General features: G+C 67.7%; 23 protein-coding genes and 1 pseudogene. 17 read left to right on the forward strand and 7 right to left on the reverse strand.

Going from position 1 to position 23,415, the window contains the following annotated elements:
• The first annotated feature begins 28 nt into the window (after positions 1-28).
• From SBI80_RS10740 to SBI80_RS10760, 5 genes are all read left to right on the forward strand, one after another.
• Complete coding sequence (locus SBI80_RS10740; protein WP_318974487.1) at positions 29-919, forward strand: phosphoribosylaminoimidazolesuccinocarboxamide synthase; 891 nt, start codon at positions 29-31, stop codon at positions 917-919.
• On the forward strand, positions 916-3,057 hold the full coding sequence (locus SBI80_RS10745) for a S9 family peptidase (RefSeq protein WP_318974488.1): 2,142 nt from the start codon (positions 916-918) through the stop codon (positions 3,055-3,057). The genes SBI80_RS10740 and SBI80_RS10745 overlap by 4 nt, the downstream gene beginning before the upstream one ends.
• A complete protein-coding gene (locus SBI80_RS10750) occupies positions 3,054-3,542 on the forward strand; it encodes a glutathione peroxidase (protein ID WP_318974489.1) in 489 nt (162 codons plus the stop codon). The genes SBI80_RS10745 and SBI80_RS10750 overlap by 4 nt, the downstream gene beginning before the upstream one ends.
• 68 nt (positions 3,543-3,610) lie before the next feature.
• Complete coding sequence (locus SBI80_RS10755; protein ID WP_318974490.1) at positions 3,611-4,315, forward strand: DUF2334 domain-containing protein; 705 nt, start codon at positions 3,611-3,613, stop codon at positions 4,313-4,315.
• A 25-nt stretch (positions 4,316-4,340) separates the two neighbouring features.
• On the forward strand, positions 4,341-5,975 hold the full coding sequence (locus SBI80_RS10760; protein WP_318974491.1) for an FAD-binding dehydrogenase: 1,635 nt from the start codon (positions 4,341-4,343) through the stop codon (positions 5,973-5,975).
• Here the strand turns inward: SBI80_RS10760 and SBI80_RS10765 are convergent.
• Together SBI80_RS10765 and SBI80_RS10770 are read right to left on the reverse strand one after the other, a co-directional pair.
• On the reverse strand, positions 5,972-6,583 hold the full coding sequence (locus SBI80_RS10765) for a hypothetical protein (protein ID WP_318974492.1): 612 nt from the start codon (positions 6,581-6,583) through the stop codon (positions 5,972-5,974). The two genes, SBI80_RS10760 and SBI80_RS10765, sit on opposite strands and share 4 nt — an antisense overlap.
• Entirely contained in the window at positions 6,583-7,233 is a 651-nt protein-coding gene (locus SBI80_RS10770) for an MBL fold metallo-hydrolase (RefSeq protein ID WP_318974493.1), read from the reverse strand. Before SBI80_RS10770 ends, SBI80_RS10765 begins: the two co-directional genes overlap by 1 nt.
• A gap of 63 nt (positions 7,234-7,296) precedes the next feature.
• Between SBI80_RS10770 and purS the strand changes: the two genes are divergently transcribed.
• The 6 genes and pseudogenes from purS to SBI80_RS10805 all read left to right on the forward strand — a co-directional run bounded on the left by purS (position 7,297) and on the right by SBI80_RS10805 (position 11,963).
• Positions 7,297-7,536, forward strand: a complete 240-nt coding sequence (purS, locus tag SBI80_RS10775) for a phosphoribosylformylglycinamidine synthase subunit PurS (RefSeq protein WP_318974494.1) — start codon at positions 7,297-7,299, stop codon at positions 7,534-7,536.
• On the forward strand, positions 7,533-8,207 hold the full coding sequence (gene purQ / locus SBI80_RS10780) for a phosphoribosylformylglycinamidine synthase subunit PurQ (protein WP_318974495.1): 675 nt from the start codon (positions 7,533-7,535) through the stop codon (positions 8,205-8,207). The genes purS and purQ overlap by 4 nt, the downstream gene beginning before the upstream one ends.
• A 78-nt stretch (positions 8,208-8,285) precedes the next feature.
• Positions 8,286-8,570 (forward strand): hypothetical protein, encoded by a 285-nt coding sequence (locus SBI80_RS10785; RefSeq protein WP_318974496.1) that lies wholly within the window; start codon positions 8,286-8,288, stop codon positions 8,568-8,570.
• 3 nt (positions 8,571-8,573) lie between these two features.
• Complete coding sequence (locus SBI80_RS10790; protein WP_318974497.1) at positions 8,574-9,917, forward strand: hypothetical protein; 1,344 nt, start codon at positions 8,574-8,576, stop codon at positions 9,915-9,917.
• Positions 9,914-10,651, forward strand: a complete 738-nt coding sequence (locus tag SBI80_RS10795; protein WP_318974498.1) for a hypothetical protein — start codon at positions 9,914-9,916, stop codon at positions 10,649-10,651. The genes SBI80_RS10790 and SBI80_RS10795 overlap by 4 nt, the downstream gene beginning before the upstream one ends.
• 170 nt (positions 10,652-10,821) lie before the next feature.
• Positions 10,822-11,963: pseudogene (locus SBI80_RS10805) on the forward strand (hypothetical protein).
• Between the two features lie 111 nt (positions 11,964-12,074).
• On the opposite strand, the gene SBI80_RS10810 reads toward SBI80_RS10805, so the two are convergent.
• Together SBI80_RS10810 and SBI80_RS10815 are read right to left on the reverse strand one after the other, a co-directional pair.
• Positions 12,075-12,872 (reverse strand): family 1 encapsulin nanocompartment shell protein, encoded by a 798-nt coding sequence (locus tag SBI80_RS10810; RefSeq protein ID WP_318974501.1) that lies wholly within the window; start codon positions 12,870-12,872, stop codon positions 12,075-12,077.
• Entirely contained in the window at positions 12,869-13,897 is a 1,029-nt protein-coding gene (locus SBI80_RS10815; RefSeq protein ID WP_413232697.1) for a Dyp-type peroxidase, read from the reverse strand. Before SBI80_RS10815 ends, SBI80_RS10810 begins: the two co-directional genes overlap by 4 nt.
• A 51-nt stretch (positions 13,898-13,948) precedes the next feature.
• Here SBI80_RS10815 and SBI80_RS10820 point away from each other — a divergent pair, with 51 nt between their 5' ends.
• The 4 genes from SBI80_RS10820 to SBI80_RS10835 all read left to right on the forward strand — a co-directional run bounded on the left by SBI80_RS10820 (position 13,949) and on the right by SBI80_RS10835 (position 18,737).
• Positions 13,949-15,247, forward strand: a complete 1,299-nt coding sequence (locus tag SBI80_RS10820) for a M18 family aminopeptidase (protein ID WP_318974502.1) — start codon at positions 13,949-13,951, stop codon at positions 15,245-15,247.
• 14 nt (positions 15,248-15,261) lie between these two features.
• Positions 15,262-15,606 carry a VOC family protein gene (locus SBI80_RS10825; protein WP_318974503.1) on the forward strand — a complete coding sequence of 115 codons (345 nt, stop codon included), beginning with the start codon at positions 15,262-15,264 and terminating at the stop codon, positions 15,604-15,606.
• Positions 15,607-15,679: 73 nt separating this feature from the next.
• Positions 15,680-17,977: a phosphoribosylformylglycinamidine synthase subunit PurL gene (gene purL / locus SBI80_RS10830; protein ID WP_318974504.1), complete on the forward strand. Its 2,298-nt coding sequence runs from the start codon at positions 15,680-15,682 to the stop codon at positions 17,975-17,977.
• Positions 17,978-18,092: 115 nt separating this feature from the next.
• Positions 18,093-18,737 (forward strand): Rv0804 family intramembrane glutamic endopeptidase, encoded by a 645-nt coding sequence (locus SBI80_RS10835; protein ID WP_318974505.1) that lies wholly within the window; start codon positions 18,093-18,095, stop codon positions 18,735-18,737.
• Here the strand turns inward: SBI80_RS10835 and SBI80_RS10840 are convergent.
• Complete coding sequence (locus SBI80_RS10840; RefSeq protein WP_318974506.1) at positions 18,704-19,126, reverse strand: PPOX class F420-dependent oxidoreductase; 423 nt, start codon at positions 19,124-19,126, stop codon at positions 18,704-18,706. The genes SBI80_RS10835 and SBI80_RS10840 overlap by 34 nt on opposite strands.
• A gap of 41 nt (positions 19,127-19,167) precedes the next feature.
• Complete coding sequence (locus tag SBI80_RS10845; RefSeq protein WP_318974507.1) at positions 19,168-20,370, reverse strand: MCE family protein; 1,203 nt, start codon at positions 20,368-20,370, stop codon at positions 19,168-19,170.
• Between the two features lie 16 nt (positions 20,371-20,386).
• On the opposite strand from SBI80_RS10845, the gene SBI80_RS10850 reads away from it, so the two are divergent.
• Together SBI80_RS10850 and purF are read left to right on the forward strand one after the other, a co-directional pair.
• Positions 20,387-20,779, forward strand: a complete 393-nt coding sequence (locus SBI80_RS10850) for a sterol carrier family protein (RefSeq protein WP_318974508.1) — start codon at positions 20,387-20,389, stop codon at positions 20,777-20,779.
• A 116-nt stretch (positions 20,780-20,895) separates the two neighbouring features.
• A complete protein-coding gene (gene purF, locus SBI80_RS10855; protein ID WP_318974509.1) occupies positions 20,896-22,431 on the forward strand; it encodes an amidophosphoribosyltransferase in 1,536 nt (511 codons plus the stop codon).
• Positions 22,432-22,435: 4 nt separating this feature from the next.
• Here purF and SBI80_RS10860 read toward each other — a convergent pair whose 3' ends face one another.
• Positions 22,436-23,413, reverse strand: a complete 978-nt coding sequence (locus SBI80_RS10860) for an NAD(P)H-binding protein (RefSeq protein WP_318974510.1) — start codon at positions 23,411-23,413, stop codon at positions 22,436-22,438.
• Positions 23,414-23,415: the final 2 nt, after the last annotated feature.

Here is a 23,415-nt window from a genome sequence, read left to right on the forward strand (position 1 = left end):
AGCACAGATGGACCGATAGTCTTGCCCGATGCGCCCAGCTCTGACCGACTACGAACATCTGGCCAGCGGCAAGGTTCGCGAGCTCTACGGCATCGACGCCGACCACTTGCTGTTCGTGGCGAGTGATCGCATCTCGGCCTTCGACTACATCCTGGACAGCGCGATCCCCGACAAGGGCCGCATCCTCACCGCGATGAGCGTGTTCTTCTTCGACTTCCTGGATGCGCCCAACCACCTGGCCGGTCCTCCCGACGACGAGCGCATTCCCGAGGAGGTGCTCGGCCGCGCACTGGTGGTGAAGCGGCTGGAGATGATGCCGGTCGAGTGCGTAGCCCGCGGGTACCTGACCGGGTCCGGCATCATCGACTACCGCGCGACCGGCCGTGTGTGCGGCATCGAGCTGCCGGCGGGCCTGACCGAGGCCAGCAAGTTCGCGGAGCCGATCTTCACCCCGGCCACGAAGGCCGATCTGGGGGAGCACGACGAGAACGTCAGCTTCGAGGCCATCGTGGAGGTGGTCGGCGCCGAGCGTGCCGCCGAGTTGCGTGACCTGACGCTGGGCATCTACCAGCAGGCCGCCGCGCACGCGCTGAGCAAGGGCATCATCATCGCCGACACCAAGTTCGAGTTCGGCGTCGACGAGGGCGGCCGGATGGTGCTCGCCGACGAGGTGTTCACTCCCGACTCGTCGCGGTATTGGCGGGCCGACGCCTACCAGGAGGGCGTCGTTCAGCCAAGCTTCGACAAGCAGTTCGTTCGCAACTGGCTCACCGGCCCGGAGTCGGGCTGGGATCGGCACGCCGAGGTGCCGCCGCCCGCGTTGCCTCCCGACGTCGTCGAGGCCACCAGGGCGCGTTACATCGAGGCATACGAACGTATTTCGGGATTGAAGTTCGCAGACTGGATCGGAGCCAAATGACCGGTAGCCCGCCGATTGCCAAGCGCGTCGCCCATCGCCGCGAACACCACGGTGACGTGTTCATCGATCCCTATGAGTGGCTGCGCGACAAGTCCGATCCCGAGGTGATCGCCTACCTCGAGGCCGAGAACGCCTACGCCGACGAGCAGACCGAGTACCTGGCACCGCTGCGGCAGAAGATCTTCGACGAGATCAAGGCGCGCACCAAGGAGACCGACTTGTCGGTGCCCACGCGCCGCGGCGAGTGGTGGTACTACGGCCGCAGTGTCGAGGGCAAGCAGTACGGGATCCACTGCCGGTGTCCAGTCGCCGATCTCGACGACTGGGTGCCGCCGAAGCTCGACGAGACCACCGACGTACCGGGGGAGCAGGTGCTCCTCGACGAGAACGTCGAAGCCGAGGGTCACGACTTCTTCTCCCTCGGGGCCGCCTCGATCAGCATCGACGGACACACGCTGGCGTTCTCCGTCGACGTCGTCGGCGACGAGCGATACACGTTGCGGTTCAAGGACTTGCGCACCGGTGAGCTCTACGACGACACCATCGTCGACATCGGCGCGGGAGCGACCTGGGCGGCCGACGGCCGCAGCATCTACTACGTCACCCTCGACGATGCCTGGCGTCCCGACACCGTGTGGCGCCACCGGCTCGGAGCCGGCCTGCCCGCGGTCAAGGTCTTCCACGAACCCGACGAGCGGTTCTGGGTCGGCGTCGGCCGTGCGCGCAGCAACGAGTACGTCTTCATCGCGTCGGGCAGTTCGGTCACCTCCGAGGTGTTCTACGGGGACGCCACCGACCCGGACGCCGAGTTCACCTCGATCCTGCCGCGCCGCGACTTCGTCGAGTACTCCGTCGAACACGCCGTCGTCGGCGGTGAGGACCGCTTCCTGATCCTGCACAACGACGGTGCGGAGAACTTCACCCTCGTCGAGGCTCCGGTCAGCGACCCGACTGCGTTCCGCACACTCATCGGGCACCGCGCCGACGTCCGTCTCGACGCCGTCGACGCCTTCGCCACCCACCTCGTCGTCAGTTACCGCAGCGAGGCGCTACCGCGGATTCAGCTGTGGCCCATCACCGACGACGGCGGGTACGGCGAGCCGGAGGAGATCACCTTCGAGACCGAGCTGACGTCATCGGGCCTGTCGGGGAATCCGAACTGGTCGGCGCCCGTGTTGCGGGTGGGGACCACGTCGTTCATCGTGCCCGTGCGGATCTACGACATCGAGTTGGTCACCGGTGTGCGCACGCTGCTGCGCGAGCAGGCGGTACTCGGCGACTACCAGCCCGAACAGTACGTCGAGCGGCGGGACTGGGCGCTCGCACCCGACGGCGCCCGCATCCCGGTCTCCGTCATTCATCGTGCCGGACAGCGGTTTCCGGCCCCGACGCTGCTCTACGGCTATGGCGCCTACGAGTCCTGCGAGGATCCGCGCTTCTCGATCGCGCGACTGTCCCTGCTCGACCGCGGGGTGGTGTTCGCCATCGCTCACGTCCGCGGCGGCGGCGAGATGGGCCGGCCGTGGTACGAGCACGGCAAGTTGCTCGAGAAGAAGAACACCTTCACCGACTTCATTGCCGCCGGAGCGCATCTGGTGGGTACCGACGTGACGCGGCCCGAGAATCTGGTGGCGATGGGTGGCAGCGCGGGCGGTCTGCTGATGGGTGCCGTCGCCAACATGGCTCCCGATCTGTTCGCGGGGATCTTGGCACAGGTGCCGTTTGTCGACGCCCTCACCACCATCCTGGACCCGTCGCTGCCGCTGACCGTCACCGAGTGGGATGAGTGGGGCAACCCGTTGGCCAACGAGGACGTCTACCACTACATGAAGTCCTACACGCCCTACGAGAACGTCGACGCCAAGGACTATCCGGCCATCCTGGCAATGACCTCGCTGAACGACACCAGGGTGTTCTACGTGGAGCCAGCGAAATGGGTTGCGGCGCTTCGACATCAGAAGACCGACGACCATCCGGTGCTGTTGAAGACCGAGATGACCGCGGGTCACGGTGGCATCAGTGGACGCTACGAGCGGTGGAAGGAAGCGGCGTTCATGTACGCCTGGGTGCTGGCCACCGCCGACCGCGACCGCTACGGCGCGGGTCAGGTCGAGCACGGGGTAGCGTCGCGGTCATGAGCCTGACCGACATCCCGCTGACCACCCTCGACGGCCGGCCGACCTCCCTGGCCGAGATCGCCGACGGCCCGGTGCTCGTGGTCAACGTCGCCTCCAAGTGCGGTCTGACACCGCAGTACACCGCTCTCGAGAAGTTGGCCAAGGACTATGGCGATCGCGGGCTGACGGTGCTCGGCGTGCCCTGCAACCAGTTCATGGGTCAGGAGCCGGGAACGGCAGAGGAGATCCAGTCGTTCTGCTCGACGACGTACGGCGTGACGTTCCCGCTGCTGGCGAAGACCGACGTGAACGGCGCCGACCGGCATCCGCTCTACGCCGAGCTGACCAAGGCGGCCGATGCCGACGGTCAGGCCGGCGACGTGCAGTGGAACTTCGAGAAGTTCCTGCTGGCGCCCGGTGGCGAGGTGGTCCACCGCTTCCGCCCGCGTACCGAACCCGACGCGCCCGAGGTGGTCGGCGCCATCGAAGACCTGCTCGGCCGCTGACCCAAGAAGTCAACTCCAGCCCACGTGTCCGACACCCTCGAGACACCTGACGTTGTCATACTCGATCCGTGGCTGGAGAACTGATCGTCTCGATCTCGGGGATCAAGGACCGCACGCTGAGTGACGTCGCCGAGTTTCGCGACGAGCTCGTAGCCCGCGGCGTCCCCGCATCGTTCCTGGTCGCGCCACGCCTCAAGGGTGGCTACCGGCTCGACCGCGACGGTGAGACCGTCGACTGGCTGGCGGAGCGCCGCGCCTGCGGTGACGCCGTCGTGCTGCACGGTTACGACGAGGCTGCCACCAAGAAGCGTCGCGGCGAGTTCGCCACGCTGCAGGCACACGAGGCGAATCTGCGTCTGACCGGTGCCGACCGGGTGCTCGAACATCTCGGCCTGCGCACGCGGCTCTTCGCCGCTCCAGGCTGGACCGTTTCACGCGGAACGCTGACGGCGTTGCCGCGCACCGGCTTCCGGCTCGTCGCCGAGCTGAGCGGTATCACCGATCTGGTCCGCGGAACCACCGAACGGGCCCGCGTCGTCGGCATCGGCGAGGGGTTCCTGACCGAGACCTGGTGGTGCCGCACCTTGGTGCTCACCGCCGAACGCACCGCGCGGCGGGCCGGGACGGTGCGGGTCGCCGTGGCCGCGGGCCAACTGCACCGCTCTGGTCCGAGGCAGGCCATGCTGGATGCGATCGACCTTGCGCTGGTGCACCGCTGCACGCCGGCGGTGTATCGCTGGGAGCCCAAGCCCGCGTTGACCGACGCCGCCTGACCTCCGAGCGCTAACGTGGAGTCCTATGGCTGATGCTGACGTCATCGTGGTCGGAGCCGGGCTGGCCGGGTTGGTGGCCGCCTGCGAGGTGGTGAACAAGGGACGCTCGGTCCTGCTGGTCGACCAGGAGAATGCCGCCAACCTGGGCGGGCAGGCGTTCTGGTCGTTCGGCGGCCTGTTCTTCGTCGACAGCCCGGAGCAGCGCAGACTCGGCATTCGGGACAGCCACGAGCTGGCGCTGCAGGACTGGCTGGGTACCGCGGGATTCGACCGGCCCGAGGACCACTGGCCGCGGCAGTGGGCGCACGCGTACGTCGACTTCGCCGCCGGGGAGAAGCGCAGCTGGCTGCACGAACGCGGCCTGCGGACCTTCGCTCTCGTCGGTTGGGCCGAGCGGGGTGGCTACGACGCGCGCGGCCACGGCAACTCGGTGCCAAGGTTCCACATCACCTGGGGCACGGGTCCGGCCATCGTTGACATCTTCGCCCGCCGCCTCCTGAACCATCCCAGGGTGCGGTTCGCGCACCGCCACCGGGTCGACGAACTGATCGTCGAGGCGGGTGCGGTAACCGGTGTACGCGGTGCGGTGCTGGAACCGTCGGATGCCGCCCGTGGGGTGGCATCGTCGCGAAACGTCGTCGGCGAGTTCGAGTTTCGCGCCGGGGCCGTCGTCGTCGCCAGCGGTGGGATCGGTGGCAATCACGACCTGGTGCGCAAGAACTGGCCAGCCCGCATGGGTCGGGTGCCCGAACAGCTGCTCAGCGGTGTGCCGGCGCACGTCGATGGTCGGATGCTGGGCATCACGGCGGCTGCAGGTGCCCGCATAATCAACGAGGACCGGATGTGGCACTACACCGAGGGCATCACCAACTACGACCCCATCTGGCCGCGGCACGGTATCCGCATCCTGCCCGGGCCCTCGTCGATCTGGCTGGATGCCACCGGCCGGCGATTGCCCGCACCCCTCTACCCCGGATTCGACACCCTCGGCACGCTCGAGTACATCGCCAAGACGGGCCACGATTACACGTGGTTCGTCCTCAACGCCCGCATCATCGCCAAGGAGTTCGGCCTCTCGGGGCAGGAACAGAATCCGGACCTGACCGGCCGTAGCGTGCGCCAGGTGCTCGCCAGGATCAAGCCAGGCGCCCCGGCGCCGGTGCAGCGCTTCGTCGATCGCGGGATCGACTTCGTGTCGGCGACCTCGCTGGCCGACCTCGTCGCGAAGATGAATGCGGTGCCCGACGTCGAACCGCTGGACTACGACGTCGTCGCCGCCGAGGTGACGGCCCGCGATCGCGAAGTGGTCAACAAGTACACCAAGGACAGCCAGGTGACCGCCATCCGCGGAGCCCGCAACTATCTGGCCGACCGCGTCAGTCGGGTAGTGGCGCCGCATCCCATCACCGACCCGAAGGCCGGTCCGCTGATCGCCGTCAAGCTTCACATCCTGACGCGAAAGTCGTTGGGCGGCTTGGAGACCGATCTCGACGCCAGGGTGCTTAAGCCCGACGGAACGACGTTCGACGGGTTGTACGCGGCCGGCGAGGCGGCCGGCTTCGGTGGCGGCGGCGTACACGGCTACCGGTCGCTGGAGGGCACCTTCCTCGGTGGCTGCGTGTTCTCCGGCCGCGCGGCGGGTCGCGCCGCGGCGTCCTAGGGTACGTCGATCGTCGTGGTGACCGAGACGAGCTGGGGCGACGCCGGCGCCGACGAGAAGCCGAAGCGCACGGGCGGGTGCAAGGGGGCCAGACCGCCGAAGTCCAACCCGCCGTAGCTGCCCTCGATCGCCACGATGCGCCGGGTGCGGCGTACTCCGTAGTACTCGCGTCGACCGTTGCCCGCACTCCCCGCGGTGCGGACCCCCGTCACCAACCGGGAGGCGACCGGATCGATCGCGCGCAGCCAGGGCGGCGCGGTCGCCAGACGGGCTGGCACGAGCCGTAGCAGCCAGTCGAAGCGTGCGGGACCACCGAGTCGCCCCGCGACCGCCAGGCCTGGCGCGCTGACCGTGAACGCGTCCACGCTGTGTCTAGCGGTGACCGTTCCAATCTCGATGTGGTCGAAGGTGTATGTGGCGGAGACGAATTCGGCGATCTCGGGGCTTGGCGCGAGCAGGGCGCGGTCACCGTCGGCCGTCTCCACCATGACGTCGGCGAACTGGCCGAAGGGTGATTCCGACCACGAGCCGATGACCATGCGCACGCCAGAGGCGGAGCCGAAGCCGGCGATCTGACCCGTGAAGCGCAGCCGCTTCGCTTGCCCCACTAGAACTCGGTGCCGTTCTCCTCCTCTAGCACCTGGAAGTCCGTGTCGGTCATCTCCGACAACCGGCCGTAGTAGATGCCACGGGCCTCCTTGGCCACCACGGCCTGGTGGATCGGCACCGCGCGCGTTGGCGCGACCGCCCGCAGATAGTCGACGGCCTCGGAGATCTTCATCCACGGCGCGGCGGCCGGTGTGGCCAGGACGTCGACCGGCTCGCCGGGGGTGAACAATGCGTCACCGGGATGCATCAGCCGCGCCGGATGGCCGGCGTCGCCGACGAGGTAGGAGATGTTGTCGATGGTCGGAATCTCCGGATGGATGACGGCGTGCGTGCCGCCGACGCCGCGCACCGATAGATGGCCCACCTCGAAAGCGTCACCGACGTTGACGGCCTGCCACGCGCCGCCCAGCTGAGCGGCGGTCATCGGGTCCGCATACAGCGCGGCCTGCGGATTTGCGTCGATCAGGGCGGGTAGCCGCTCGACGTCGGCGTGGTCGGGATGCTGGTGGGTGATCAGGATCGCCGACAGTCCGGTGACCCCCTCGAAACCATGCGAGAAGGTGCCGGGATCGAACAGCACGGTGGTCTCGTCCCCACCGTCCTGGAAGGTCGCCAGCAGGCAGGAGTGTCCGAAGTGCGTCAGGTGCATGCACCCATTGTGACCGCCGGTAGAGTGAGCGCCGAGAAATCCCCTTCAAGACAGGAGCCGCGCGTGGCCCGCGTCGTAGTGAACGTGATGCCCAAGACGGTCATCCTCGATCCCCAGGGACAGGCAATCGTCGGAGCGCTGGGTCGCCTGGGACTCTCCGGTATCTCGGACGTCCGGCAGGGCAAGCGCTTCGAACTCGAAGTCGACGACACCGTCAGCGACGAGGCGCTCGCCGAGATCGCCGAGTCGCTGTTGGCCAACACGGTCATCGAGGACTGGACCGTGACACGGGAGGAGCAGTGAGCGGCCGCGTCGGCGTCATCACCTTCCCCGGCACGCTCGACGACGTCGACGCCGCCCGCGCGGTGCGGCTCGCCGGTGCCGAACCGGTCAACCTGTGGCATGCCGACGCCGACCTGAAGGGAGTCGACGCGGTCGTCGTTCCCGGCGGGTTCTCCTACGGTGACTACCTGCGCTGCGGAGCGATCGCCAAGTTCGCTCCGGTGATGGGCGAGGTGGTCTCCGCAGCCGCCAAGGGCATGCCGGTGTTGGGGATTTGCAACGGTTTTCAGGTCTTGTGCGAGGCTGGGTTGCTGCCCGGCGCGCTGACCCGCAACGCCGGCCTGCACTTCGTCTGTCGCGACGTGTGGCTGGAGGTCGCGTCGGCATCATCGGCATGGACCACCCGCTACGAGGCGGGCGCCGACCTGCTGGTCCCGTTGAAGTCGGGCGAGGGGCGCTACGTCGCCTCCGACGAGGTGCTCGACGAGCTCGAGGGCGAGGGCCGCGTCGTGTTCCGCTACCGCGAGAACCCGAACGGTTCGCTGCGTGACATCGCCGGAATCAGCTCGGCCAACGGCCGGGTGGTCGGTCTGATGCCGCACCCCGAACACGCCACCGAGGCCCTGACCGGCCCCTCCGATGACGGACTTGGGCTGTTCTTCTCGGTCTTGGACGCGGTGCTCGCGGCCTGATTTTGCCGCACGGCACCACCCCGACCGGGTGTTAGCGTCGGATGGCCAACAGTTGCCGGGACGACGCGGGGGTGCTCGATGCTGGTCGATCCAGAGTTGTTGCGTGCGTTCGCGGGTCAGGTCGACCAGGCGTCCTCGGCGCTGCGGGACGTCAATGTCGACGGCGCGGCCAGCTCTGCCGCCGACGGGTTACCTGGCTCGGAGACGCAGTGGGCCACGAGACAAGTGGGCGATCATCTCTATCTGTCAGCCAAGGACGTCATCGACGACGTTGCGGCGATGGGCATTGCCGTACGAGGCGCCGGTGACAGATACGAGGTAGAGGACGGTGCACTCGCCGATGGCTTCAAGAAGTTGTTCTAGCACGTGTTGCCCACCAGATCCCGGCTGAATAGCTGGATTCCCGATTCGTTGAGCGCGGGTGCGGCATCGATCGAGAACGCCGGTCAGTCGGTGTATCGAGCGGTGTGGCAACTCGACGATGGTTGTGACCGGATGAATGAGATGCGGGCGTGGCAGGGCGCGGCACATTCGGCCGCGACCGAGATGTTCAGGCGGGCGGTCAATAGAGCCTCGCAATATCAGGACTACGCCGCGGCGGTGGCGAAGGCATTGCGGGATGGCAGCGCGGGGATCGGAAAGGCGAGAACCGACCTGTTGGCGGAGGCCGATGCGATCGATCGCACCGAGCTCAGCGTCAGCGAGAACTGGGTGGTCCAGATCAAGCCGGCGGCGATGACCGCTGAGCATGCCAACGCGCTGCAGGTCCAAGCCCGAACTGCGCAAGGCGAGATCAATGCGTTGCTGGTGGCTGTCGGTGACGCTGATGACGACACCACACAGGCACTACTCGTGGCGAGAGCCGCGCAAGGCGCTGCCTTCGAGGTTCACAGAATGGGGCCGCCGGGCCCCATTCCCCCGGTTCCCGGTGATGAGGTACCCGACCCCAGCACGGAGGGTGGCCGCCAGCTTCAAGACATGGCTCGTAACCAAGACATGGCGACGTCGGTTCGCGAGACCACCGAGTCGACCGACGAGAACGGCAACCACTACAAGACCCTCTACATGGTCGACGGCAGCAAGCAGGTGATCAAGGAAGAGGGAGGCTGGCCGCCGAGCGCTCACGTGCTGCCGGAGGGCACCCTGCAGGTGACGCAATACGATCAGAACGGAAACGAAGTGTCGATTGCCGAGACGGTCCACGGGGAGGACGGGACTGAGACGACCAACGTCTGGTGGTCCAATGGCACCTCCGTGGTGATGACGCGAACTCCCGACGGGAAGTGCAGCGGAGCGGTGACGACTCCGGATGGCAGGCACGGCACGCTGGCGGACGCATTCTTCGCCGACCCCATTCCGGACGTCGTAGGAGGGTCGATGACGGCTTTGGAGAAGCAGACCGAGCGCGGCATCCCAGGCCTCAGTGCTCGAGCCCTGAACGACATCGGCGCGGGTGCGAAGTTTGGGGGACCTGCCTTCGGTGTGGTGGCGTCGCTCTACGACGTGGCGACGGCGGAGACCAAGCACGACGCATGTGTCGCGGCGTGGCAGGGCGGCATGGGGCTCGCTGGCGGCGTAACCGTCGACGTCGCGCTGACCGCCATGGCACCCGAGTTGGGTCCCGTCTGGGCGGGCCTCGCCAGCGGAACCGGTGGATACGGCTTCGGGCAACTTGGCGAATTCGTCGGCGAATTGGTGTGTCCACCGTGAAGAAATCCTTGACATCAGTCTTCTTCTTCGTGGTTGCCACGGCTCTGGTCTTGCTGTGCGTCGTGGCTGCCGTCCGGGCACTGACACGCGGGGAGGTTGCGACGGCGGTGGTCCCGACGGGGATCGCGTTGGCCTTCCTTGGCGTGGAGTCGGCGTTGGTGCGCATACTGGCGGGCAAGGTGAAGCCTCGTGCGGAAGTCGAGGATCACCAGACGACGATCCGCCCAGATCTGATCGTCGATCGACTATTCCTATATGCGACGGTCGTCGCCGTCCTTGCGGTGGCCGTCTACGCCGTCTTCGCTCCACGGGGCGAGATCGACCTTCCGGTGCCCTACGGCAGTCAGCGAACGTGGACGATAGCCGCGATCGTGCTCACCCTGACCGGCCTGGGCAACCTTTGGATTCTGTTCAAGCGTGGTGGCAACAGCCTTCAGCGGCTCTCTCCTCAAGGTTTCGAGCTGGGGCAGGGCGTCTCGTCCGTCGAGGGCAGGTGGGAGGACGTCGTCGACATCGCGGACCGTCGAGAAGGAAGGCCTCCGCCAGTGAGGCACACCTTGTTCGTGAAGTTCAGCGATGGGAAGGTCAGGACGCAGGCCATCGATTCGTACACCCCCGGGGGAGACGCGCTTCGTCGGCTGGTTCGGTTCTACTGGATCAATGCCGATCGGCGCGACGAACTCGCCGACGGTCGGGCGCTCCAGCGCCTGGCCGAGTTCGAGAGTGCGACATAGTGCAACCTTCGCGGGTGCGGTGGTGGTAGGTCATCGGCTCGGTGCTAGCGATACTCGTCGTTGCCGTCGTCACCGCCATGGTGTTCGTGGCGACGCATAAGCCGGTCGCGCAGGTGCCACCCCGTGAGTCCTCTCTTGGACTCCCGGCGCAGGCACTGTTGACCAGTTCGATGCGGAACTCACCGGTGATTGGATGGACGATCTCAGCCCAGCAGCTCGGTATGCCGCCCGGTACCGTCCTCAAACTGCTCGACAATTCGGGCGACAATGGATACCTCCTCGGCGTCTCGGGCACCGGTTGGTGGCTGGTCGGCATCGATGTGACGACCGGTCGTCGGATCCTTGCGCCGGTTGAGCTCGGTAAGTCCAAGAATGCCTTGGCTTTTGCCTGCTTCGGGAACGGCCCCGCGATGGTGCTCTGCGTCCGGCAAGATCGCGATCCAAACAACCCACGCACGCGTGGGTGGTCGATACCGAGCAAGGGTCGATGCTGTTCGACGGTCCGACGGTCGTGCGGATCTCGTCCACCCAGGGCGAGCCGCTGGTGAAACAGGTCGGTGACTATGCCGTCGCGACGGTGAGCGGTGCAGGCGCGCACGGCGTGGGCTCGCATGCGCAATTGACGTGGTTCGTGCCTGGCAACGGAATCATCGGTCAGCCCAAGGACTGGGAACGTGACGAGTCGCCGCAGCCCGTAGCCGTTCAGGGTGGTCTTGGCTCAGCCACCGCCGACGTCGTCTTCTCAGTGGCAGACGGCAAGGAGGTGAAACCTCAAGTGCCGCAGGGTATTCGGCTGGGGCGGGCGTATGTGTATCCCGGAGGGTTCGGATACGAGTTCTCGGCAACGGACGACCCCTTCTCGGATCGAGTTGCCTTCTTCGATGATTCGGGTGCGTTGCTGGCGAGCCCCGATTTTACGGCCAATCTGCTCACCGGTTCCCGCGATCTTCCGATGGTGCGCACGCCATCGTCCGACGTGGTCCTGAATCTGCACGGTCGTGAAGTTCTCGTCCTCCCGAGGTCGACCGGGATGCCGTACACACGTCTCATCGGCGAGAAGCTCTTCATCTCAACCGATGCCGATCAGCGGATCTGGCAGCAATACGATCTGCGAAGTGGCCAGAGCGGCAAGACGTGCGACATCGAGAGCCTGGGATATTCATACATCGCTTCGGACGGCGAGGTGGCGGTGCTGACCGGTGATGACACGCCCGCGCGCGCGTACGACCTCGCAACCTGCGACCAAGCCTGGTCCCTGAGGGGCCCGAGCAGAGCGAGTTCCAAGATGTGTGGAAGGTCGGCACCATGCTGATCGGTCGGAGACTCGACGAAGTGTCTTCTCTGGTGGCGCCGCGCTAGAGATGACTTGGGTGTGCCTTCCGTTCGACGGCCGAATGACGACGCGCCCAAACCGCAAGACGGGCTACGGCGTCAACGCCACCGACGCCTCCGCGGTGTAGCAGAGGAACGTGAGCGTCTCCTCCAGATACAGCTGGACGGTCGCGGCGTCGTGGGACAGGTAGCCGATGGAGACGTCGGTGCCGAGCTGCAGGTCGAAGTCTCCCCCGCGGGTGGACAGCACGAACGCGCCGTCGATCGCGGGCGCCCAGATGATGTCACCGTCGACCAGCCGGTTGATGTGCTCGAGGATTGGATAGCCGTTGGCAGTGGTCTCGCTGACCTGGGTGTAGACGTCGGCCGACAACAGCACCGCGTACGGTCCGTCCACGCCGGCCAACCGCAGCTCGGAGAGCGCCTGGGAGATCACGTCGGGGATCTCGCGCGGGTCCTGCGGCAGCGCCAGCCCCGGGTTGGAGCTGCAGGCGCGGATGCCGTCGATGTCGGCGGCCTCGTAGCCCTCGAAGATGGCGCGGTCCTCGGCGAAGGCCAGCTGCTTGGCGGCCGCCTTGACCGGATCCCAGTCGGAGTCCTGCGAACCGCGCTCCACGTCGTCGACGTCGGTCCGCGAGATCGTGAACGGCACGCGCAGGCGCACCAGCGGCTTGCTCACCCGCAGGTGGGCCACGACGCCCTCGCCGGGCGCGTCGACGCCCGTGAGGTGGCCGGTGCTGATGGCCGCCGTCGTGGGGCCGCTCGGCTCGCTGACGTCGACCACGCGCCGTCCGGCGATGTGCCGCTTGAACGTTCGCGTCGCCTCCTGCTCGATCTCGCCCCAGGCTTCCTCGGTGATCGGAGCCAGATCGCGGTAGAGGTTGTTCATTGAGGTTGTCCTTTCAGACTGCCGATCGACAGGGAGCCGGTTGACGTGGGTGCCAGAGCTGGCGGGGGAGCGTCGGCTGCGACGGAGTCGCCATCGGGCAGCGGTGGAGGATCGTCGAGGAAGTCTGCGGTCGGTACGAAGAACAGCGTGCCGGTGCGTGCGGTCGAGAAGTCCAGGATGCGATCGGTGTTGCCGGGCGGGTCGCCGATGAACATGTTGCGCAGCATGCGTTCGGTCACTCCGGGATCGGCCGCGTAGGCGATGTAGTAGGTACCCGACTCGCCATTGCCCAAGGTGCCGAACGGCATGTTGGCCCTGACGATCTGGAGCTCGTTGCCATCGTCGTCGGAGATGACGTTCAGCGCCAGATGGGAGTTCGAGGGCTTCACGTCGTCGGCCATCTCGATGTCCTCGAGCTTGCTGCGCCCGATCACCCGCTCCTGCTCGTCGACGCTCAGCGCGTTCCACGCCGCCATGTCGTGGGTGTACTTCTGCACGTGGACGTAGCTCGCTCCGGCGAAGTCGGGATCCTCGGAACCGATCTGGACCGCGTCGACCGCCTCCGGGCCATCCGGGTTCTCGGTGCCGTCGACGAAGCCGAGCAGGTCGCGCTGTTCGAAGAAGCGGAACCCGTGCACCTCGTCGACGACGGTCACCGCACCCGCCATCGACGCCAGCACCCGCCCGCCCAGCTCGAAGCACACGTCCATCGACTCACCGCGGATGTGGAACAGCAGATCACCCGCGGTCGCCGGCGCGTGGTGCCGTGCTCCGGTCAATTCCCGGAACGGGTGCAGACTGGCCGGGCGGGGCCCGGCGAACAGGCGGTCCCAGGCCGCCGAACCGATCCCCGTCACCAACGTCAGATGCGCTGCGGGGTTCCTGAATCCGACGGCGCGGACCAGACCCGACAGGTCGGCGAACGCATCGTGAACCGTGTCCTCGCCGCCAGCGTCGATCGTGACGACCAGGAAGATGGCGGCAGGCGTCAGAGGTGTGAGAATCGGCTGCGGACGACGAATCACGATCAGACCCTATCGCCACCTCAGGCGCCTCATCGGGTAAGGATGGACTTCATGAACTCCGCCACGCCCGGGTCTTCCGTCGACGCGTCGGCCCAGGGCCTGTGCGACTTCATCGACGCCTCCCCATCGCCGTTCCACGTCTGCGCGACCGTGGCAGAACGGTTGCGCGCGGCTGGCTTCACCGAACTCCCGGAGGCCGACGCCTGGCCCAGCGCCGTGGACGATGAACCCGGCGCGGGCTACTTCACCGTGCGAGCCGGTTCGCTGGTCGCGTGGAAGGCCGCAGACCGGGGCGCGCCGTTCCGCATCGTCGGCGGTCACACCGACAGCCCCAATCTGCGGGTCAAGCAGCATCCCGACCGGTCCGTGGCGGGCTGGCGGGTGGTGGCCCTCGAACCGTACGGCGGCGCCTGGCTGAACTCTTGGCTCGATCGCGACCTCGGCATCAGCGGCCGGCTGTCCGTGCGCCGCGGGTCAGCGGTGGAGGACGTCCTGGTCCGCATCGACGACCCGATCCTGCGGGTGCCGCAGCTGGCCATCCATCTGTCCGAGGACCGCAAGGGCGTCGAACTCAATCCGCAGCGGCACGTCAACGCCGTCTGGGGGGTCGGTGACCGCTCGACGTCGTTCGTCGACTTCGTCGCGGGGCGAGCCGGCGTCGACCCGGCCGCCGTGTTGGCGGCCGACCTGATGACTCACGACCTGACGGGCTCGTCACTCGTCGGCGCCGATCGGGACCTCGTCAGCGCGCCGCGCCTGGACAACCAGGGCACCTGTTACGCAGGACTGGCCGCGTTCCTGGCCGCCGAACCTGGCGGATCCGTGCCGCTGCTGGCGCTGTTCGACCACGAGGAGGTCGGCTCCACGTCCGACCACGGCGCCCAGTCCGAACTGTTGCCGACGGTGCTCGAACGCATCACCCTGGCCGCCGGCGGCTCGCGCGAGGACTTCCTGCGCCGCCTGTCCGGCTCGATGGTCGCCTCGGGGGACATGGCGCATGCCACGCACCCCAACTACCCCGAGCGGCACGAGCCCGGCCATCTCATCGAGGTCAACGGTGGTCCGGTGCTCAAGGTGCAGCCGAACCTGCGCTACGCCACCGATGGTCGGACGGCTGCGGCATTCGCGCTGGCGTGTGCGCAGGCCGGGGTGCCGCTGCAGCGCTACGAGCACCGCGCCGACCTGCCGTGCGGGTCGACGATCGGTCCGATGACCGCGGCGCGTACTGGCATCCCGACCGTCGACGTCGGTGCGGCGCAGTTGGCGATGCACTCGGCGCGCGAATTGATGGGCGCCGCGGACGTACCGGCCTACGCCGCCGCATTGCGGGCATTTCTGTCACCGGAGTGAGTTAGCGTCGGGTCATGAGCCTCGACATCGCGATGGTCACGTTCGACTGTTCCGATCCCGACGCACTCGCCGCCTGGTGGAACGACGCCGTCGGTGGGGAGCTCAACGCGGTGGCGCCGGGAGAGTTCGTCATGGTCGCCCGCACGGACGGCCCGACGCTGGGGTTCCAGCGGGTACCGGATCCGACACCTGGCAAGAACAAGGTGCACCTGGACTTCCACGCTGGTGACAAGGAGGCGGAGGTGGCCAGGCTGCTCGCCGCCGGTGCCACGGAGCTGGGTCGGAACAGCTTCGGCCCGGACTTCGACTGGGTGGTTCTCGCCGACCCGGAGGGCAACGCGTTCTGCGTCGCGGGGTAGCCCGATTGCGCCGATAGCGGACGCCGTCGGCCGCTGGTGCGGCCGATCCGCGCGCTGCCAATAGAATGAGTCGGTGACGTCCGGGTTCTCCCACGAAGTGGACACTGTCCAGCAGGCCTCTACCACCCCCGATCAGCCGCAGCCATTCCGCGAACTCGGTCTCAAGGACGACGAGTACGAGCGAATCCGCGGCATCCTCGGTCGTCGGCCCACCGACGCCGAGCTCGCCATGTACTCGGTGATGTGGAGCGAGCACTGCTCCTACAAGTCCTCGAAGGTGCATCTGCGCTACTTCGGCGAGACGACGACCGACGAGATGCGCGCCTCGATGCTCGCAGGCATCGGCGAGAACGCGGGCGTGGTCGACATCGGCGACGGCTGGGCGGTGACCTTCAAGGTCGAATCGCACAACCACCCGTCCTACGTCGAGCCCTACCAGGGTGCCGCCACCGGTGTCGGCGGCATCGTCCGCGACATCATGGCGATGGGCGCCCGTCCGGTTGCGGTGATGGATCAGCTGCGTTTCGGTGCCGCCGACGCACCCGACACCCGGCGCGTCCTGGACGGCGTGGTGCGCGGCGTCGGAGGATACGGAAATTCGTTGGGGCTGCCCAACATCGGTGGCGAGACCGTGTTCGACCCGTCGTACGCGGGCAACCCGCTGGTGAACGCGCTCTGCGTTGGCGTGCTGCGCAAGGAGGATCTGCACCTGGCCTTCGCGTCGGGCAGCGGTAACAAGATCATCCTGTTCGGCGCGCGTACCGGACTCGACGGCATCGGCGGCGTCTCGGTGCTGGCGTCGGAGACCTTCGGCGGCGACGAGGGCGGTGGGCCGGGTCGCAAGAAGCTGCCCTCGGTCCAGGTCGGCGACCCGTTCATGGAGAAGGTGCTCATCGAGTGCTGCCTCGAGCTGTACGCCGCGGGTCTGGTGATCGGCATCCAGGACCTCGGTGGTGCCGGATTATCTTGTGCCACATCAGAACTTGCATCCGCCGGCGACGGCGGCATGGCCATCGAGTTGGACAAGGTGCCGCTGCGGGCCAAGTTCATGACCCCGGCCGAGGTGCTCTCCAGCGAGTCGCAGGAACGCATGTGCGCGGTCGTGGCGCCGGAGAACGTCGACGCGTTCATGGCCGTGTGCCGCAAGTGGGAGGTGCTGGCGACCGTCATCGGCGAGGTCACCGACGGCGACCGTCTGCAGATCACCTGGAACGGCGAAACCGTCGTCGACGTGCCGCCCCGCACCGTCGCCCACGAGGGCCCGGTCTACGAGCGCCCGGTCGCGCGGCCCGACACCCAGGACGCGCTGAATGCCGACACCTCCGCCGGGCTGCCCCGCCCGTCGACCGGCGACGAATTGCGCGCCACGCTGCTCGCCCTGCTGGGCAGCCCGCACCTGTGCAGCCGCGCCTTCATCACCGAGCAGTACGACCGCTACGTCCGTGGCAACACCGTGCTGGCCGAGCACGCCGACGGCGGGGTGCTGCGAATCGACGAGGCCACCGGTCGTGGCATCGCCATCTCGACCGACGCATCCGGCCGCTATACGTTCCTCGACCCGTACACCGGTGCACAACTGGCGCTGGCCGAGGCCTACCGCAACGTCGCCGTCACCGGTGCCACCCCGGTCGCAGTCACCAACTGCCTGAATTTCGGCTCACCCGAAGACCCCGGAGTCATGTGGCAGTTCTCCCAGGCCGTCCGAGGCCTCGCCGATGGCTGTGCGGCCCTTGGCATTCCGGTCACCGGCGGAAACGTCAGCTTCTACAACCAGACCGGCACCACGGCCATCCTGCCGACGCCGGTAGTCGGCGTGCTCGGCGTGATCGACGACGTGCACCGCCGCATCCCCACCGGCCTTGGCACCGAGCCCGGTGAGACGCTGATGCTGCTCGGGGACACCCGCGACGAGTTCGACGGTTCGATCTGGGCGCAGGTCACCGCCGACCACCTCGGTGGGCTGCCCCCCGCGGTGGACCTGGCGCGCGAGAAGCTCATCGGCGAGGTCCTGGTGTCCGCGTCGCGCGACGGGTTGATCTCGGCCGCGCACGACCTGTCCGAGGGTGGGCTGATCCAGGCGGTCGTCGAGGCCGCGATGGCCGGAGAAACCGGTTGTCGGATCATCCTTCCCGAGGGTGCCGACCCGTTCGTCACGCTGTTCTCCGAATCGGCGGGCCGGGTTCTCGTCGCGGTACCGCGTACCGAGGAGAGCCGCTTCCGCGCCATGTGTGAGGCCCGCGGGCTGCCTGCCGAACGCATCGGCGTGGTCGACGAGGGCAGCCCGTCCATCGAGGTTCAGGGCCAGTTCACCGTGAGTCTCGACGAATTGCGCCGCACGTCGGAGGGCGTGCTGCCCGCTCTGTTCGGGTGACTGGAGAACTCCATCCACTACTGACCTGGGCCTCGAGCCTGGTCCGGCTCGACATCGCCTGGGTTGGCGCCGGGCGGGTACGCACGGTGATCGAGCGCACCAATGGTGAATATTGATGCCGCGCAATCGTCTTCGCGCAACGATCCTGGCCGCGGCGCTGATCGGGTGGACCGGGTCGGTGGCGCCGCGACTGCCGGACCGCTGGCTGGTGCCGATCCACGCGGTGCTCGCAACGCTGCTCGTCGGATGGACTCGGGCGCCGCTGGGGATGCGATCGCCGGCCCGCGGACGCGGCGCACGCTGGGGACTGGCTGCGGCCTCGGCGGTGTCCACTGCGGTGGCGGCCTCGGCCGCGTTACCACCCATCCGGGTTGGCATGGCCGCGCGCGAGCTACCGGCGCCGGTGGCGGCCTGGCTGCTGGTGCGCATCCCCGTCGGAACGATCTGGCCCGAGGAGGCTGCCTTCCGCGGTGCGCTGGGAACCGTTGCGGCGCAAGCATTCGGCGACCGGTGGGGGCGCGTCCTGCAGGCGGCGGCATTCGGGTTGTCGCACGTCGCCGACGCCCGCGGCGCGGGTGAGCCGGTCGCGGGCACGGTGCTGGTCACCGGCGCGGCCGGCTGGGCGTTCGGCTGGCTGTACGACCGCTCGGGCAGTCTCGTCGCACCGATGCTGGTGCACCTCGCGATCAACGAGGCCGGCGCGCTGACCGCGCTGGCGGTGCGGGCTCAGACCTCGCGAACGTCCACCTCGAGCAGGTGAGGGTCGCGGTCGGGGCCGGCAATGCCGAAGCTGATGACCTTGCGCGGCGTGATCCTGATGATCGCGGTGTCCAGTGGATCGCCCGCCCCACCCGTCGCGGGTTCGACGACGGCCTGCTCGGCGGTGCCGCGGATTTCGAGGCACCGCACCCGCCACGGGTCTCTGGAGGTGATGTCGTCGACCACGAACGCGACCCCGGGGTTTCCGGCGACGTTGCGGTACTTCTGACTGCGCGACATGCGGTAGCCCGCGACGTCGATGGTGCCCAGCGTCTCGTTGAAGGTGAACCCGACGGGACTGTTCTGCAGCGTGCCGTCGGGCTGCACGGTGGCCAGCCGACCGAGATCGGCGCCCCGCATGAACTCGACTTCCTCCGGTGTGAACGTCATGCAGCCGAAGCTAGGACCTCAACCATCGTTGACGTCAAGGCTCACGGATTGATGGTCGGCTCGCCGATCTGGCGGCCCCACACGTAGTCCGTGGCAAGCGGCTGACCGAGTTCGACGTGGTTGTACGGCGCGATGCTGTAGCCGGTGTCCATCACCAGATACGGCATCGGCCACAGGTCGGGGGTGAGCTTCTGCCAGCATCCCGGCCGTCCCTCGGGCCCGCCGTGCGCGTTCACCCGCGGCAGGTTGTCGGGATAGACGTACGGATTGCCCGCGCCCATCACGGTGCCGTAGGTCACCAGCGAGTACCCGTTGTCGCCGAGGGACTGCGCGATTCGCGGTCCCACGTCGTGATAGTTGCGCAACGTGCAGAAGATCATCGCGCGGTAGTCGTCGAGAAGCTTGGTCGTCGGCACCAGATCAGAGGCGGTGCGGACCAAGAAGGGTCCCGACCTCTCGAGCGGGTCCGCCGAGGTCTCGGCGAATCCGATGGCGGCCATCAGCGCGGCGTCGACGTCGCGGCGCTGGGTGTCGAGCGAGCGGGCCGTGGTCTCCGATGCTTCGAGGCCGTCGAACAGGCTCGGCGAGGCGTCGGCGTAGACGTCGGCCAGGTCGGCGGTGGCCGCCACGTCCCGGCGCAGACGGGGGAGTTGGGGATCGAGGTCGCCGAGGATGGCGTCGGCGTTCGCCAGGGACTCGCCGAACCTGGTGCCGAGCCCGCTCAACGCCTGCGCGGTTGCGGTCAGGGTCTGGTTGAGCTTGATCGGATCGACCTTGCCGGCGATCGAGGTGACCGTCTCGAAGAGCGTGTCGAACTCGGTCGTCACCGACTGCACCCGTATCACGTCATCGCGCGAGACATGTTCTGCCGAAGGAGTTTTCGGTGAACTGAGGGCCACGTACTTGTTGCCGAACACAGTACTCGCCCGGATGTCCGCGACCACGTTGGAGGGGATCGCCGTCATGTCGCGGTCGTCGATCTGGATCACCAACCGGGCCCGATCGGCACCGTCGGCGCGGCCCGCCTCGATCCGCGTCACCCGTCCGATCTCGACGCCGTTGAAGGTGACCTTGGAACCGGGGTCGACGACGAGACCGGCTCGGTTCGCCACCACGTCCAGTTCAGTCCACCCGGTGAAGTCACCGCGGTACTGCTTGGCGAGCAGGAATCCGAGTACCGCGACCATCGCCAACGACGTGGCGCCAGCCAGCCGGTATGGCGGCCGACGGCGGTCCAGAGCCATCTTGCGAGACTAGGGTATGGCTGCCCGACGTACCGCCGATCCGGCCAAGACCCGCGCGGCGGTCGTGGCGCTGTCCGACTGGCTGCGCGACGATGCCTCCGGAGTGCCGGAGCGCACCGCGATCGCCGAGGCGGTCCGGCTCACGGCCAGGACGTTGGCGACGCTGGCCCCCGGTGCCAGCGTCGAGGTGAGGGTGCCGCCCTTCGTTGCGGTGCAGTGCATCTCGGGTTTGGCCCACACCCGGGGGAATCCTCCGAACGTGGTCGAGACCGATCCGCGCACCTGGCTGCGGCTGGCGACCGGCTTGCTGACGGTTGCCGAGGCGACCGCGGAAGGAACGCTGTCGTCTTCGGGTTCGCGGGCCGGGGAGATCAGTGACTGGCTGCCGGTGGTCGAACTTCCGAAATGAACCGAGGTGCGTAGGCGTTGCAGAGTTCACCGACACCGCACCTTGATTCCACCTTCGACCGATGTTGACCGTAGACTGGCCAACGTCACCCACAGCCCCCAGGGAGCAAACTGATCGTGACCGCCGAGCAGATCGAGCAGACGGAGAACGAGCCCAAGGAAGAATGTGGCGTCTTCGGCGTCTGGGCACCCGGTGAGGACGTGGCGAAGCTCACGTACTACGGCCTGTATGCACTGCAGCACAGAGGACAGGAAGCGGCCGGCATCGCCGTCGCGGACGGCTCGCAGGTCCTGGTGTTCAAGGATCTCGGCCTGGTCAGTCAGGTGTTCGACGAGCAGACCCTGGCCGCGATGGAGGGCCACGTCGCCATCGGGCACTGCCGCTACTCCACGACCGGCTCCACCACGTGGGAGAACGCCCAGCCGGTGTTCCGCAACACCGCCGCGGGCACCGGCGTCGCGCTCGGACACAACGGAAACCTGGTCAACACCACCGAACTCGCCACCCGCGCCAGGGAGGCCGGGCTGGTCGAGACGCGCGGCGCGACGGCCGCGACCACCGATTCGGACATCCTCGGCGCACTGCTGGCCCACGGTGCCGCGGATGCGACGCTCGAGCAGGCGGCGCTGGAGTTGCTCCCGACGGTCCGCGGGGCGTTCTGCCTGACGTTCATGGACGAGAACACGCTCTACGCCGCTCGCGATCCCCATGGTGTGCGGCCGCTGTCGCTCGGCCGGCTGGACCGCGGCTGGGTGGTCGCCTCCGAGACCGCCGCGCTCGACATCGTCGGCGCCGCGTTCGTCCGCGACATCGAGCCCGGGGAACTGCTGGCCATCGACGCCGACGGCGTGCGATCTACCCGCTTCGCCAACCCAACTCCCAAGGGCTGCGTCTTCGAATACGTCTACCTCGCCCGACCCGACAGCATCATCGGCGGTCGCTCGGTGCACGCGACGCGCGTCGACATCGGCAGGCGGCTCGCCCGCGAATCTGCCGTCGACGCCGACCTGGTGATCGGCGTGCCCGAGTCCGGCACCCCCGCCGCCGTGGGTTACGCGCAGGAATCCGGCATCCCGTTCGGCCAGGGGCTGATGAAGAACGCCTACGTCGGGCGCACGTTCATCCAGCCCTCGCAGACCATTCGCCAGCTCGGCATCCGGCTCAAGCTCAACCCGCTCAAGGAAGTCATCCGCGGCAAGCGGTTGATCGTCGTGGACGATTCGATCGTGCGCGGCAACACTCAGCGGGCGCTGATCCGGATGCTCCGTGAGGCCGGCGCCCTCGAGGTGCACGTCCGCATTGCCTCTCCACCGGTGAAGTGGCCGTGCTTCTACGGCATCGACTTCGCCACCCCGGCCGAGCTCATCGCGAACGCCTCGAACGCCGGTGCCAACGAAGACGAGATGCTGGATGCGGTGCGCCGGGCGATCGGTGCCGACAGCCTGAACTACATCTCGCAGCAGGGCATGATCGCCGCCACCGAGCAGCCGGCGTCGCGGTTGTGTTCGGCGTGCTTCGACGGCGAGTACCCGATCGAGCTGCCCAGCGAGTCCGCACTCGGCAAGAACGTCATCGAGCACATGCTCGCGAATGCGGCGCGCACCGGCGTACAGGCCGACAACGACAACGCCTCGGCGCTGCGGCGGCCGTGAGGCCTCACTCGGGTGTGGCGGAGCTGAACCTGATGAGGTGGCGTCGGCCGCGTCCCGCGGTGCCGTCCTGCCGCAACGCCCGCTCCACCGAGTCGCGGTAACCCATCAGACCGCCAGGCGGTGGTGGGATGACCCCGTCGATGTCGTGCTCGGACATCACCGCGTCGTGCTCCAGTGACTCGACGAGCGGTCGCGCCAGGCCGGACGGAATCGGCGTCACCAGGCCGACCCACCAGCTCGCGATGGTGGGCGTGAGCAGCGGCAGCGCGACGATGAACCGCCTGCGCAATCCGGCCTCGTCTGCGTACACCTGCATGGCGTCGGCGTACTCGAGGACGTCGGGGCCGCCGACGTCGAACGTGCGCGACGTCTCGACCGGCGCGGTGGCCGCCTCGACGAGATAGTGCAGCACGTCGTCGATGGAGATCGGCTGGATCTTGTTGCGCACCCACTTGGGAGTGGTCATCACGGGCAGGCGGTCGGTGAGGTGCCGGATCATCTCGAACGACGCCGAGCCCGAGCCGACGACGATGCCCGCCTGCAGCACCACGGTCTCCACGCTGGACTCCATCAGGATCTTGCCGACGGCATTGCGCGAGGCCAGGTGCCGCGACAGCTCACCTTCTGGGTGCAGACCCGACAGGTAGACGATGCGGCGCACCCCTGCCTTCGTGGCGGCCGCGGCCACGTTGTGTGCCGATCGCTCCTCCTCGCTGACGAAATCCTTGGAGCTGCCCATCGAGTGCACCAGGTAGTAGACGACGTCGACCCCCTCGAAGGCCTCGGTCAACGACTCGGCGTCGGACAAGTCGCCACGGACCACCTCGGCCTTGTCGCGCCACGGTGCGTCGTCCAACTTCTTGGGGGTCCGGGCCATCGCCCGCACGGACGAACCCCGCTCCACCAGCAGGGCGGCCAGGTGCCCGCCGATGTAACCGGTCGCGCCGGTCACCAGCAAACGGGGTGATTCCGTGTCAGACATGA

The sequence above is a fragment of the Mycolicibacterium sichuanense genome (genome assembly GCF_033741125.1).
In the GTDB taxonomy this organism is placed as follows: Bacteria; Actinomycetota; Actinomycetes; order Mycobacteriales; family Mycobacteriaceae; genus Mycobacterium.